This is a genomic window from Paraburkholderia sp. GAS32 (assembly GCF_050434225.1).
In the GTDB taxonomy this organism is placed as follows: Bacteria; Pseudomonadota; Gammaproteobacteria; order Burkholderiales; family Burkholderiaceae; genus Paraburkholderia; species Paraburkholderia madseniana.
Window position 1 is genome coordinate 260450 of the sequence record NZ_JBNPVS010000006.1, and the last position, 13988, is coordinate 274437.

Consider the following 13988-nt stretch of genomic DNA (forward strand, 5'->3'; position numbering starts at 1 on the left):
AGCAAGCACCTAAAGACATCCCTCAATATCGGAAGGACATCATGGAAACTGGAATAGCGCTCGTTACGGGCGCCTCGTCAGGAATCGGCGAAGCCACGGCCAAGCGGCTCACGAAGGCCGGATACAAGGTCTACGGCACCAGCCGGCGCGGCGCACAGGCCGGCCAACGGAGGTTCGAGATGCTGCCCCTGGACGTGACTAGCGATGAATCGGTCGAAGCTGCCGTCAAGGAAGTACTGCGCCTGCACGGCCGCATCGACCTGCTGGTGAACAACGCTGGTTTCGGCGTGGCCCCTGCCGCTGCAGAAGAGAGTTCGATTGACCAGGCCCGCGCGATCTTCGATACGAACTTCTTCGGAATCGTCCGCATGACGCGTGCCGTGGTGCCCCATATGCGGCAGCAAGGCAGCGGCCGCATCATCAACATCGGCTCTGTGCTGGGTTTCTTACCCATGCCCTACATGGCGCTGTATTCCGCCACCAAGCATGCGGTCGCAGGCTATTCGGAATCGCTCGATCATGAGTTGCGTACGATGGGCATCCGGGTCTCCGTCATTGAGCCCGCCTACATCAAGACGCCCTTCGACGCGAACTTCATGGAGCCGGACGCTCCCCTCGACGACTACCTTGAGATACGCACGGCCATCGCGAGGCGTGTGAAAGAGGTCGTCGAGAGCGCTGACGGTCCCGAAGTCGTGGCCGAGACCGTACTGCACGCCGCCATCGCGGCTCGCCCGAAACTTCGCTATACAGCCGGTGGACTCGCCGCCCGTCTGCGATTGCTGCGCAGGTTTGCGCCCGCCGGCCTTGTGGATGCAGGTATTCGCAAAGACCTTCGACTTCAAACTTAACGGCATGACTGCGTTGCCATCGAGCTAGAGCGCTACATCCCCGCTACTGTCCGCGAAACAACCTGACTCAACGAGAAACGTACAAGGAAACATGATGAAGGCATTTGTTGTCGATCGATATGGCCGCAAGAATGATTTGCGAGCTGGCGAAATGCCGGTCCCGGAGCCGCGTGAGGACGACGTATTGATCCAGATCCACGCCGCGGGCGTGAATCCGCTCGATGCCAAAATCAGGGACGGCGAGTTCAAGCTCATTCTGCCCTATCGTTTGCCGCTGATTCTGGGCAACGACCTGGCAGGGGTGGTGGTCCGTGTTGGATCGCGCGTTCGGCAATTCAAGCCAGGCGATGAGGTCTATGCCCGACCGCACAAAGATCGCATTGGCACTTTCGCGGAATTCATTGCCGTCAAAGAAGACGGCGTGGCGTTGAAGCCCAAATCACTCGCCATGGAAGAAGCAGCGTCGATCCCGCTGGTAGGCTTGACCGCGTGGCAGGCGCTAATCGAAAAAGGACAACTCAAGAAAGGGCAGAAAGTGTTGATCCATGCCGGCTCGGGCGGCGTCGGCACATTCGCCATTCAACTGGCGAAACATGTGGGCGCGACCGTCGCGACGACAACGAGCGCGCGCAATGCCGAACTGGTGAAGCAACTCGGTGCGGATATCGTTATCGATTACAAGAAAGACGACTTTGCTGACATCCTCAAAGGTTACGATCTGGTGTTCGACACGCAGGGCGGCGATACGCTCAAGAAGTCGCTGCGCGTGCTCAAGCCGGGTGGCAAACTCATCGGGATCGCGGGACCGCCCGATCCCGACTTTGCCAAAGAGATGGGCGCTTCGTGGTTCCTGAAAATGGTGATGCGTCTTTTGAGCTATCGCATCCGGAAAACTGCAAAACGTCATGACGTCAGCTATTCATTTGTGTTCATGCGCGCCAGCGGGGACCAACTGAGCCGGATCGCTGCACTGATCGATGCAGGATCCATACGACCGGTGATCGATCGGATCTTCCCGTTTGCAGCAACCAATGAGGCCTTGGCTTACGTCGAGACAGGCCGTGTAAAGGGTAAGGTTGTCATCAAGATCCAATAGACAGCTTGGACCGGTCGCGAACCATTGGCCGGGAGATGCAGGATAGATTGCGGCAAGAAACGACAAGAAAAAAAACCGCCCCGGAATCCCGAAACATCCTCCGCATGCCATCCGATGGCATGATAGTGGCCTCGCTTCTCAATCCACCAGCTCTCTCCCGAACATGTCGAACCTGATCGTACATGGCGGCCTCCCGTTACGCGGCGAGATCGTGCCATCCGCCAACAAGAACGCTGTCCTGCCTATCCTTTGTGCCACGCTGCTGACCGACCAGCCACTGCGTCTCATCGGCGTACCCGAGATTACCGATGTCAAGAAGATCCTCGAGATCTTTCGCACGCTCGGCAGCAACGTGTCGATGGACTTTGCCACCGGCATTCTCGATTTGCATCACCACGCCACGTCCTTCGATCCCGTCGCGCACAGGCTGCCCGAGGAGATGCGTTCTTCGATCATGCTGGTGCCGCCGCTGTTGGCGCGTTTCGGCGTTGCACGTCTGGAGAACGACGTGAAGGGCTGCACGTTGGGCGTGCGCGAGATCGATCCGCATGTTGAGGTGTTCGAGCGCTTCGGCGCAGGCATCGAGCGCACCACCGACTCGCTGATCGTGCGCGCGGCCACTCAAATGGCGGCGAATCATCATTGGCTGGACTACGCGTCGGTCACCACCACTGAGAATTTCGTGCTTTGCGCGGCGTCGGCCAACGGTACGTCGACCTTGGTCAATGCAGCATCGGAACCGCATGTGCAGGAGTTTTGCCGTTTTTTGGCCATGCTGGGTGTCCCGATCGACGGCATTGGCACATCGCGCCTGAGCGTGGAAGGCGGCCATAGACTGGGCGGCGGCGAGTTCCGGTTCAGCGAGGACTTCCACGAAATCGCGACCTTTCTCGCGCTTGGCGCAATCACCGGGGGCGACATCAAGGTCAAAAACAGCGCGCCCGATCAGTTCCCGCTGATCGACCGAACCTTCGCGAAGTTCGGCGTGCAGGTGGAGCATCGCGATGGCTGGTCGCACGCCGTTCGCGAAGGCCCATTGCGAGTGCGCCGCCCGTTCACCCAGAATATTCTCACCAAGGTAGAAGCGGCGCCCTGGCCGTATCTGCCCGTCGATCTGCTCCCCATCTTCATCGCGCTTGGCGTGAAGGCGGAAGGCAGCGCGATGTTCTGGAACAAGGTCTATGACGGCGCGATGGGCTGGTCCGTTGAACTCTCCAAGTTCGGGGCTCACGTGTTCCTGTCGGACCCTCATCGTTTGATCACTTTCGGCGGACTTCAGTTAAGTCCCGCGAAGGTCGAGAGTCCGTACATCATTCGCGTGGCAATCGCGCTGTTCATGGTCGCCGCGAGTATCGAGGGGCGCTCGGAAATCACCAATGCGCTGCCGATCCGCCGCGCACACCCCAATTTTGTGGAAAACCTGCGCTCGGTGGGGGCGCGCGTGGAATGGACCAGCAGCGAATGATCGTCTAAGGCGATCCACCGGAACCCGAACATCATGGAGCAAACCTTGCACGAACTTCGCCTCGAGACGTTGCAGGTAGGTGCACTGCGCATGCGTGTGGCCAGCCAGGGCAGCGGCCCGCTGGTGCTGCTATGTCATGGATTTCCGGAGTCCTGGTACGCCTGGCGGCACCAGTTGGCGGCGCTGTCAGCCGCCGGGTTCCGCGCCGTCGCGCCCGACATGCGTGGCTATGGCGGCACCGATGCGCCGCCGGACGCGGAGTCGTACACGATGCTGCATCTCGTCGGCGACATGGTCGAGCTCGTCAATGTTCTCGGCGAGAGCGAGGCGGTGATCGTCGGCCACGATTGGGGCGCGCCGGTGGCCTGGAACGCGGCGATGTTGCGGCCCGATCTGTTCCGTGCCGTCGTCGGCATGAGCGTGCCGTTCCATCCGCCTGCGCGGGAGGACTTGCTCAGTGCGCTGGAGCGGCAAGGTGTCCAAACGTTCTATATGCAGCATTTCCAGACACCCGGCATCGCTGAGCGGGAGTTCGAGGCTGATCCCGAAGCCACCATTCGACGCGTCACGTTCAGCATGTCGGGCGATGGGCCTGACCACGTGGTGGCGGGCATACTCGCGCCCGGCACAGGTTTTCTCGACAACACAGTGGACCCCGAGACGCTGCCGGCCTGGCTAAGCAGTGAAGAAATCGCCTACGTGGCGGGCGAGTTCGCGCGCACTGGCTTCAGAGGCGGGCTGAACTGGTACCGCAGCATTCGGCGCTCGTCGGAACTCATGGCCGCGTGGCGGGGCTGCGTGATCCGGCAGCCTTCGCTATTCGTGGCCGGCGCGAAAGACGACGTCCTTAAGTTTCCGGGCGCGCAGGCCCGTATCGCGAATCTGGCACGCGTACTGCCCGGACTGCGTGGATGTCATATTCTCGATGGCGCGGGTCATTGGATTCAGCGCGAGCGTGCGGCAGAAGTGAGCGATCTGCTGGTTGCGTTCCTGAAGGGACTGTAGGCAGCGTGCATTCCGGCTCGCGCGATTCGTTACGCAGTTGACTTATCGATGAAGCGGGTCCGCCACGCCCTCTATCGGAATCGCTCGGGACGAAACGGATGGGGATCGGTAAAAGGCTCGCCACCCGTCATCATTTCTGCGAGCAAACGGCCTGTCACGGGACCGAGCGTCAATCCGTGATGGTTATGCCCAAACGAGAACCACAACCCTCGATGGCGAGGCGCGCGCCCAATGACAGGCCGCATGTCGGGCGTACAGGGCCGCAACCCGAGCCATGGCGCGTCATCGAGGCGGCGGCCCAGACCGAATATCGGCCGGGCAACCGCTTCCGCGCGTTCCAGTTGAACGCCAGTCGGTGGCGCATCGCGTCGGGCGATTTCCACGCCGGTGGTCAGCCGCAGGCGACCTTGCATAGGCGCGACCACATACCCTTTTTCCGTGTCGACCAGCGGTATCGAGAGCATCGATTTCGTGGCCTCGTAGTGCATGTGATATCCGCGCTTTGCCCGTAGCGGTATCCGATATCCGAGCGGCTCAAAGACCTTGTCGGACCAAGGGCCAAGCGCTACGACCACCTCTTTCGCACTGATCCTGCCTTGCGACGTCTGAACAGTCCATGCATCGGCTTCCTGACGCACCGTGACCGCCTCGCCGGTGAGCAGCGCGCCGCCGCCCTCCTCGAACAGTCGCGCGTAGCCCTTCGTCAACGCACCCGGATTGGAGATGCTCTTCGGGTCCTGCCAATGCAATGCGCCGCTAAAACCCGGCGCGATACCGGGTTCACGCGCCACCAGTGCATCGGCATCGCACGGCACCACGCGCAATCCGTATGTCCTCGCCGTGACTTCGGCGGCTGATGCCTGCCGTTCATATTCCGAGCGGGTGCGAAATGCCTCGATCCAGCCGCCGTCGTGCGCGAGACTTTGGAGGCCGGCACGCTCGATCAGCACGTCGTGCTCGGCGACGCTTCGCCGGATCAACGGCAACATATCGCGCGCGGCAGCTTCGAGCCGCTCGGGAGACGACTCCCACCAGAATCGCGCCAGCCACGTCGCGAACGACGGCAGCGCCCTGTAGTCCCAGTAAAGATCGGTCGACCGATTGCGCAGGTAGCGCAGCAGCGTACCGAGATCGCGCGGAAAGCCGTAAGGAACCACCGACGAACTTTCGATCAGGCCGGCATTGCCAAAGCTGGTCTCTTCGCCGGGGCCGCGTCGATCGACGAGCCCCACGCGGCGGCCGCGATCCTGCAGATGCAGCGCGGACGACACGCCGACAATCCCGGCTCCCAGCACGATCACATCGAAATCCATAAGCTCGCTCGAATGTTCATTTCGGATCCCGATGCGAATCGGCTCGCATCGGGTCATGAACCGGTTACTTCGCGATGATGTCGCGCTTGAAATACTTCTGCGACAGGTTGCTGAGCGTGCCGTCTTTCTTTAGTGCGGCGAGCGCAGCATCGATCTTTCCGGCCAACGCCTTGTCGCCCTTGCGCAAGCCGAAGCCCGTGCCTTCGCCAAGCGTTGCCGGATCGCTGAGCGGCTGGCCGACAATCGCATAGTCATGGCCTGACGGCTTGTTCAGGAAACCATCCTCAACAGTCTGCGCTTCCTGGACGGCGGCATCCAGGCGTCCGGCAACGAGGTCGGCGTACACCTGATCCTGGTCCTGGTACGAAACGATCGATACGCCGGCATTCGCCCAGTGGAGCTTAAGGAAATCTTCCTGCGACGATCCCTGCAGAACGCCGACGCGTTTGCCCTGCAGGCTCTTCACATCCGGCAACAAGGGGGAACCACGCTTCGCCACCATCACGATCGGCACCACGTAGATCGGCGGCGTGAAATCGATGGACTGTTTGCGCTTGTCCGTAATGTTCATCGCGGAATTGATGACATCGAATTTGCGCGCCTGCAACGCGGGAATCAAGCCGTCGAACGAATTCTCCACCCATTCGCATTTCACGCCCATCTTCGCGCAAACCGCGTTGCCGACGTCAACGTCGAATCCCTGCAATTGCCCCGTCGGCGACTTGCTTTCGAACGGCGGATACGCGGCCTCGATGCCGAAACGCAAGGTGCTTTGAGTCTCGGCGCTGACGGTGCCAACCGAACCGATTAGAGCGGCAGCGACGAAAAGTGAGAGTGGAAGCTTCAGACGCATGATGGTTCCCTATGAAATTGGGGTTCACAAAATTAGGGCACGGGGCGGTAACTGACGGCGCGACCTCGAGAAGACGCATGAGGTGCCAAAAAGGCCTGTTCTCACACTCGTTCTGGAACAACAGTCTATTCTGGACACTCACAAATGCAAGTGATTTTCACAATAAAAGTCCAGACTGGACTTTTTGACTTTAGAATTGCGCTGACGCCGCTAGCCGGCAACGATGTGGAGAGCAGGCCCATGAGCAGCACAGACACAGTATTCCCGTTGATCGTCCAGCAGGACGCGGTGCGTAAAGCACTGCCCCACCTCGATGTGCGCGGCGCGTTGGCACGCATGTTTCTCTCGCTTGCGAACGATTCCGCAGTGCAGCCGTCGCAGACCTTCACCCCGTTTCCGCAAGGGGCTGGCGATTTCATTACGTACCTCGGGGTCATGGCGGAGGCCAAGGTTTTTGGAGCAAAGATGTCGCCGTACATCGTGACAGAAGCGAAACCGGTCATTACGGCATGGACCGCACTGATGTCGATGGAAACGGGGCAGCCTTTGATGTGGTGCGATGCAGGTCTGCTCACCATCGAGCGCACCGCCGGCGCAACGGCACTTGCGGTGGAACACCTTGCGGCACCCAACGCGCGCCGGCTCGCCATCGTCGGCGCGGGTGCCGTGGGGCAGGCGCATTTGCGCCACCTTGCGCCGCTGCGAGCGTGGGATGCGATCAATGTGTTTTCACCCGAGCTTGCGAGCAACGAGGCGAAGCGCGCAGAGATCGTCGCCCTTCATGAGCGTGTGCGGATCTGCACTCAGCTTGATGATTGCGTGCGCGATGCCGACGTGGTCGCGTTGTGCACCTCCTCGGGCACGCCTGTACTGTCGGACAACCTGCTGACCAAGCCGGCACTCATCACGTCGATCAGCACGAATGTCGCCAATGCGCATGAAATTCCACCGGCGTGGATTCAGGACATGGACGTCTATTGCGACTACCGGCGCACCACGCCCGCCAGCGCAGGTGAGATGAAATTGGCGGCGCAACTCCATGACTGGTCGCCGGAAAGCGTTCTGGGCGATTTGCCCGAACTCGTATCCGGCGGGGCCAGGAAACCCTCCTGGCGGCAGCACGTTTTCTTTCGCTCAATCGGACTCGGACTGGAAGATGTCGCGATCGCCTACGCGTTGTTCAGGCACGTGAGCGGGCAACCGATCGGTTGAGCAAGACCGATGCGGCGGTGCGTAGGTTGCCGCAAACAGGCATGAACATCGCCCATGGCAAAATAGTGCATCGCACGAATATTCGTTGCACCTTGACACACGCGCCGCCAGACCCGGCCAAACCGAAAAACCTCATGCTTCCCTATGCGAAAGACTAAGACCACACCCGCGCGCCGGCTTTTGCTGGATCGCTACGGCCGTGTCGCAGACGGTATCGCGCTGCTCTTCTTTCCGTACGTCGAAATCGTCATTCATGACCTGCACAGCCAGACGATCGCGTACATTGCAAACAACCTGTCAAAGCGTGAGCTGGGCGACGAATCGGCGCTGGAAGAGATTGATCATTCAGCGCAGTCAGGCACGATCGGTCCGTACGAAAAGATCAATTGGGACGGCAGGCGGATGCGCTGTGTCAGCACGGTGCTCTTTGACGACGCAGGCGCGGCTGTCGGCGTAATGTGCGTCAATTACAACATCGCCGTCTTCGAGGACATGAAACATGTCATCGACCGCGTGGTGTCGGGCGCGGGTCTGGTGAAGCAGCCTGAGGAGCTGTTCAAGGACGACTGGCAGGAGCGCATCAACACGTTTCTCCACGCATGGCTTCAGGAACGCCAACTGGCACTCAACTCCCTGACCCGGGAACACCGTCGCGAACTGGTCGAGGCACTGTGGGAGGAAGGGGCCTTCAAAGGAAAGAGCGCGGCTAACTATGTTGCCAACGTTCTGGGCATGGGCCGTGCGACCGTCTATCAGCATATAAGGGATTTACGCGGCGCCGCAGCCTAGGCTGAATCGGATTCAGCGACTGGAAACTGCCGGCCGCTGTTTCTGTCATTTTCAGAAGACAACTGCACGATATATCAGGAGCTAATTGCACGACCGATATACCACCGATGCAAATTACAGTCCGTTATACTTTCAATTGCCTGAAGATAGTCCGCTGCGCGGTATGTTTGGCCCGGCATAACGGCATGGTGCCGTGTCCGAATCGGCCAATCCACGCGTCAATCGCTCGGCGGTGTGAAAAAACACCGTAATATTGTCGGAGACGGGCACATGAGCACGACAATTTCAATCGAAGAGCCGCCTCGCCTCATCGGGATCGTGACCAAGCTCTACTCGGGTTTGCTGGTCATTGGTTTTGCGCTCCTTCCCGCCTACCTGATTGCCTATCTGGCTTTCTTTCAAGACCCGAGCCTGAAGTTCGAAAACCACGGGTTCCACGAAATCGCGATCGCAGCAGCAACGCTCGAGGGGTTGTTTGTCACCTATGTAACCTGGCGTTGTTATCTGTCGTCGGGTGAACCGCTGTTGCGGTGGCTGACTTTAGGTTTTCTCGGCTTTGTGCTGGTCTATGCGTTGCACGGCGCGTTCACCGGCATGGCGCACCACAATATCTGGCTATTCCTGCTCTACGGACCCGCATCGCGTCTGGTGATGTCGGTGCTGCTGCTGGTTGGGCTTCTCTCGTACCATCGTGCGCCGGACGCGCTCAAGCAGCGTTCGAATCCGCGCCCGTGGCTGAGGTGGATCGCCGTGTTCGTCCTGATCGACCTGGCCGTCGGAATCATTGCGAACTCGCCCATTGCGGGCAACCTCGCCGTGCGGCTCTCCATGGAAGGCGGCGCGCTCGTCTTCTCGACGCTGAACGTCACGGTGCTGATGCTGCGTCGCATTCGCTCGCCGCTGATGGTGATCTACGGCATCTCGATCACGTTCTTCGCGCTGGCGTCTCTCGCGTTCATTCTCGGCAAGCCCTGGAACCATATGTGGTGGCTGGCACACGCGATCTTCGCCGCCGGCTTTTTCCTGCTGAGTTACGGCGTCGTTCAAGCATTTCGCACGACGCGGTCCTTTTCTACGATCTACAGCCAGGAAGAACTGATGGCTCGCCTCGCCGAAGCGATGGCACGCACGGAAAGCGCGCTGCAGGAACTCCAACGCACCAATCACAAGCTCGAACACCTCGCCGCGACCGATCCGCTGACGGGCGCCGCGAACCGGCGCGAGTTTATCCAGCAAGTGGAGACGGAAATCGCACGCGCCAGGCGAGGTGGTGCGCCGTTCTCGCTGCTGGCGCTGGATCTCGACCACTTCAAATTGATCAACGACAACTACGGCCATCAGGTGGGCGACGAGGTGTTGCAGCGATTCGTGCAGAAATGCCTTGATGCCATTCGACCCTATGACGGCGTAGCGCGGGTCGGTGGTGAAGAGTTTATGGTGCTGCTGCCTAAAGCCGCGCTGGACGCGGCACGTTCGATCGCGGAGCGCGTTCGGGGCGCTGTGGCTACCGAGGAGTTTTACACCGGAACCGGACGGGCCGTCGCCGTTACTGTCAGTGTTGGCGTCTCCGAGTTCGGCCGCGACGGTGTCACGATCGACACCCTCTTACGCGTTGCCGATGAACGCCTTTACCGGGCCAAGCACGATGGCCGCAACCGCGTGGTGGCCGGATAGAAGCGGTAACAGGTGACGCTTATTAGCGTGTACGGGTTTTTCCTGGTCTCGGCCTATGTCGATACCGGCGTAGCCAGATCGTCGTAGGAGTATGTTCAACTTCTCCAGTGAAAGGCGAGCACACCATGACTACCGGAACAATCCGTCTCCATCGTGTCCTGCACGCGACTCCCGAGCGCATCTATCGGGCCTTCCTCGAAGCCGACGCGATCGCGAAGTGGCTTCCTCCCTACGGGTTCACCTGTCAGGTCCACCACATGGATGCACGCGTGGGCGGCACTTACAAGATGTCCTTCCGTAACTTCGGCACCGGCAATGGTCACTCGTTCGGCGGCGAGTACGTCGAACTGGTGCCGTTCGAGACCATCCGCTACTCGGACCGTTTCGACGACCCGAACCTGCCCGGCCAGATGCACGCCACCATTTCATTGCGGCCGGTGTCCTGCGGAACCGAACTCACCATTGTGCAAGAGGGCGTGCCCGAGGTTATTCCAGTGGAGATGTGTTACCTCGGCTGGCAGGAGTCGCTGGTTCAGTTGGCAAAGTTGGTCGAGCCGGTGATCCCTGACTAGCGGGTGCGGCTCAAGGCCTTGGTCCCTTGGCAAGGCCGAGCTTTTCCATTGCCTCATGCGCATCGATCACCAACGTAGCGATCTCGCTCACCGTGACCCGGAGACTTGTCGCTCTTGAACGAATGTGCTCGTATGCTTCGCTCTCGCTGAGCTGGTGCGCCTCCATGAGGATGCGGATGGCCTTCTCGATGTGGCGTCGTGCCTTGATCGCCTCCTCGAGCTTGGCGACCTTGCTATGCAAGCGCTGCTGATAGCCTGAAGACGCGCGCGCGAGCACCAGGGTGCTCAGAATGCCGGTAGACCGGTAGGGCTTCGTAATGACGCCATGCGCCTGCGTATCCACCAGCATTTTTAGCGCCGTTGGATTTTCGTAGTCCGATAACGCGATCAAGGTGGCTTCGGTATCGGCCGCGCACCAGTTTCCCGCGCTGCGGGTTTCGGGGCCGACGAGAAAGAAAATCGCGTCGACATCGGTGGGCAGTTGCGACGGAAACGGCCAGAGCACGCGCACCGGACAACCAATGCGGCGCAACTGCTCTTCCAGAACAATGCGATCCTCGCCCGGCGGATGAATCACGAGGACGCGCAGTGTGCGTAGATCGTCGAACAGACGACGGGCCCCCGTGCTCATGCCGATTCTCCGTCGAGCCAGAATTCTGCGAATCCGTACGACGTCAGATAGGGATCAGGTTTGACCGGACCTCGGCCCTCCCAGACGATATCGAACGAGCCGTCCGGCCGGCACACGGCAATGCGCGGCGTCAGTATCGCGTGATTGTTCTCCGGATCGATTTTCAGCACCCCCTCTGGCGAATCGAATTCGACTTCGTGTACCGCCTCCACCAGCTTGGCCGTATCGAGACTTCCGCTGCGGGCCAGCGCCAGCGCAAACAGATGCACCTGGTTATACGCCATCTCCGACCACATGCTGGCCGGTTGATCTCCGAATCGCGCATGCCATGATTTCAGAAAGCGCTGGTTACTCGCGAGGTTCAGCGTGTTGACGTAACTCGCCGAGACGATGTGGCTGCCACACAGTTCGGAGCCGATCATCCGCGTTTCGCCCTCGGTCATTGTCAAGCTTGCGATCGGAATCTGTGCCGGGTCGATACCGTGCTCGCGATACAGCCGATAAAAGTCACGCGCGCCTCGCCCGATCAGCGTGGAGAACACGACGTCGGGCTCGATGCTCTTGATCTGCCGCACCACGTCTTCCAGCGCCGCTGGATCCGCATCGCTTGGCAGATAGAGTTCTTCCACGATTTCGCCGCCATGCTGCTCGACCATGTCACGCATGATCCGATTCGATTCTCGCGGATAGATATAGTCGGCGCCAACCAGAAAAAAACGGCGGCCATGATTGCGCAGCAGATAGGCGGCCAGTTGCATGCTGTTCTGGTTCGGTACCGCGCCGGTGTAGATCACGTTCGGCGAATACTCAAACCCTTCATAGATCGAGCAGTACCAGAGCAATGCATTGGTGCGTTCGATCACCGGCAAAACCGCCTTTCGGCTCGACGAAGTCGAACAGCCGAAAATCACGGTCACGTCGTCTTCCTGCAGCATCCGCGTGGCGAGCCGGCGATATTCGTCAAGATCGCTCTTCGGATCGTAAACAACCGGGTCGAGCAGGCGCCCACCCACGCCGCCGGCCGCGTTGACTTCCTCGATCGCGAGCACGGTGCCGAAAAAATGCTCCGACTCGGTCGCTGAGGTCACGCCCGTGCGCGAGTACAACACGCCGATGCGCCAACCATCGTCCGCGGGCGCCGGATTGGCCGACTGTCGCGAGCTCGCCGCCATTTCGTCTCCTCCTTGCATCGCTTCCTCGTTGCTCAGGTCGCGGGAAAACGTCCCACTGTTGCCGCGATCGCCTGCTCGGCAAATGCGGCAGCGTCGAGGCATCGTGCATCGTCCCAAGGACGGCAGATCACCTGCACGCCGATCGGGGCGCCGCGTGCGCCCCTCAATCCCGGCACGTTCACGCACGGGCAACCGAGCAAGGTCCAATTGCGATTGAATGCGGGGTCGCCCGTGGACGCCTGGCCGTCGGGCGCTTCGTCGGGTGCGCTCGGCGTCAGCAATCCGGTGATGCCGTCGAATAGTTCGGCAAGCCTGACCTTCGCCTGTTCCGCGAGCACACATGCCTTGATGTAGTTTGCGGTATCGATCCTCGCAGCACGATCAAGAAAACCGGCGAGCATCGGCGATAGATCGACACGATGATGATCGTACTCGAACCCCAACGACTGATACGCCTCATAGCTCTGGATCGTGTTGTGCGCGGCGACCAGGTCGGCCATCCATGGCGCGAAACGCACACGCCGCACGCGCCCTCCCGCCTGCTCGATGGCGCGCACCGCCGTGTCGAGCGCGTCACTCGCATTCGCCGACGGCGCGGTCCATGGGTAGCTGTCCGGCACGCCGAACACCGGGCCGGCCGTCACGCCGCTCAGGGCAAGTGACCGGCCCGACAGGACCTGAGCGAAGTAAGCCACGTCGCGCACACCGGCGCCGAACAGGCCGACCGTATCGAACGACCACGAGAAGCACTTCATGCCGACGGTCGGCAACATGCCGAGCGTGGGCTTGTAGCCAGCGATGCCGCAGAACGAAGCGGGCCGGATGGTCGAGCCGCCAGTCTGCGTGCCGATCGCGAAAGGCACGATGCCGGCTGCCACCGCAGCGGCCGAGCCGGATGAAGATCCGCCAGGGGTACGTGTCAGGTCGCACGGATTGCGCGTCACTGGCGGCGTCATATAGGCGAATTCGCTGGTGACGGTCTTGCCGATGACAATGCCGCCGTTACGCCGCAATAACGTGACGATCGCGGCATCGGACTTCGGTTGATGGCCTTCGTAAATTGGCGAGCCGTAGCCGGTGACCAGGTCGCTCGTGTCGAAGATATCTTTCACCGCGATCGGTATGCCGGCCAATGGACCCGTTGCACCGGCGGCCAAGGTCAACGCCGTTTCCCTGTGCGCGACGGCCGTCATCGCCCTCACCTCGGGCTCGACCTCCTCCATGCGCGCGAACGACTCGAGGACGGCGCGCTCGCGCTCGCGCGGGTCGCCGGCGGTTTGCTCTAGCAGGTCCAGTCCTGAGCGGGGTCGATAAAATGAGTTTGCGTTCGTCATATGCCGCCTATCGTGATGGTC

At 60.6% G+C, this 13988-nt stretch carries 13 protein-coding genes; 8 read left to right on the plus strand and 5 right to left on the minus strand.

Going from position 1 to position 13988, the window contains the following annotated elements; all coding sequences use genetic code 11:
* Positions 1-41 precede the first annotated feature (41 nt).
* From P3T25_RS10385 to P3T25_RS10400, 4 genes are all read left to right on the plus strand, one after another.
* Positions 42-851 (plus strand): oxidoreductase, encoded by an 810-nt coding sequence (locus P3T25_RS10385; RefSeq protein ID WP_171927969.1) that lies wholly within the window; start codon positions 42-44, stop codon positions 849-851.
* Between the two features lie 94 nt (positions 852-945).
* Entirely contained in the window at positions 946-1947 is a 1002-nt protein-coding gene (locus P3T25_RS10390; RefSeq protein WP_171927968.1) for an NADP-dependent oxidoreductase, read from the plus strand.
* A gap of 163 nt (positions 1948-2110) precedes the next feature.
* Entirely contained in the window at positions 2111-3412 is a 1302-nt protein-coding gene (locus P3T25_RS10395) for a UDP-N-acetylglucosamine 1-carboxyvinyltransferase (protein WP_171927967.1), read from the plus strand.
* A 45-nt stretch (positions 3413-3457) separates the two neighbouring features.
* Positions 3458-4417: an alpha/beta fold hydrolase gene (locus tag P3T25_RS10400; RefSeq protein WP_233464837.1), complete on the plus strand. Its 960-nt coding sequence runs from the start codon at positions 3458-3460 to the stop codon at positions 4415-4417.
* Between the two features lie 71 nt (positions 4418-4488).
* On the opposite strand, the gene P3T25_RS10405 is transcribed toward P3T25_RS10400, so the two are convergent.
* Positions 4489-5730 carry an NAD(P)/FAD-dependent oxidoreductase gene (locus P3T25_RS10405; RefSeq protein WP_171927965.1) on the minus strand — a complete coding sequence of 414 codons (1242 nt, stop codon included), beginning with the start codon at positions 5728-5730 and terminating at the stop codon, positions 4489-4491.
* A gap of 64 nt (positions 5731-5794) precedes the next feature.
* Positions 5795-6583, minus strand: a complete 789-nt coding sequence (locus tag P3T25_RS10410; protein WP_154560199.1) for an ABC transporter substrate-binding protein — start codon at positions 6581-6583, stop codon at positions 5795-5797.
* A gap of 240 nt (positions 6584-6823) precedes the next feature.
* Here P3T25_RS10410 and P3T25_RS10415 point away from each other — a divergent pair, with 240 nt between their 5' ends.
* The 4 genes from P3T25_RS10415 (at position 6824) to P3T25_RS10430 (ending at position 10830) form a co-directional block, all read left to right on the plus strand.
* Positions 6824-7795 (plus strand): ornithine cyclodeaminase family protein, encoded by a 972-nt coding sequence (locus P3T25_RS10415; protein ID WP_171927964.1) that lies wholly within the window; start codon positions 6824-6826, stop codon positions 7793-7795.
* Between the two features lie 144 nt (positions 7796-7939).
* On the plus strand, positions 7940-8584 hold the full coding sequence (locus P3T25_RS10420; RefSeq protein ID WP_054038287.1) for a helix-turn-helix transcriptional regulator: 645 nt from the start codon (positions 7940-7942) through the stop codon (positions 8582-8584).
* Between the two features lie 270 nt (positions 8585-8854).
* Positions 8855-10258 carry a GGDEF domain-containing protein gene (locus P3T25_RS10425; RefSeq protein ID WP_171927963.1) on the plus strand — a complete coding sequence of 468 codons (1404 nt, stop codon included), beginning with the start codon at positions 8855-8857 and terminating at the stop codon, positions 10256-10258.
* 125 nt (positions 10259-10383) lie between these two features.
* Positions 10384-10830 carry an SRPBCC family protein gene (locus P3T25_RS10430; RefSeq protein ID WP_154560196.1) on the plus strand — a complete coding sequence of 149 codons (447 nt, stop codon included), beginning with the start codon at positions 10384-10386 and terminating at the stop codon, positions 10828-10830.
* A gap of 10 nt (positions 10831-10840) precedes the next feature.
* Here the strand turns inward: P3T25_RS10430 and P3T25_RS10435 are convergent, their stop codons facing one another.
* From P3T25_RS10435 to P3T25_RS10445, 3 genes are read right to left on the minus strand one after another with little or no spacing between them, the layout of a single operon-like run.
* Entirely contained in the window at positions 10841-11461 is a 621-nt protein-coding gene (locus P3T25_RS10435; RefSeq protein WP_171927962.1) for an ANTAR domain-containing response regulator, read from the minus strand.
* Positions 11458-12633 carry a transporter substrate-binding domain-containing protein gene (locus P3T25_RS10440; RefSeq protein ID WP_171927961.1) on the minus strand — a complete coding sequence of 392 codons (1176 nt, stop codon included), beginning with the start codon at positions 12631-12633 and terminating at the stop codon, positions 11458-11460. Before P3T25_RS10440 ends, P3T25_RS10435 begins: the two co-directional genes overlap by 4 nt.
* Positions 12634-12665: 32 nt before the next feature.
* The gene (locus P3T25_RS10445; RefSeq protein ID WP_171927960.1) at positions 12666-13967 is read right to left on the minus strand and encodes an amidase; all 1302 of its coding nucleotides are present in this window, start codon (positions 13965-13967) and stop codon (positions 12666-12668) included.
* Positions 13968-13988 lie beyond the last annotated feature (21 nt).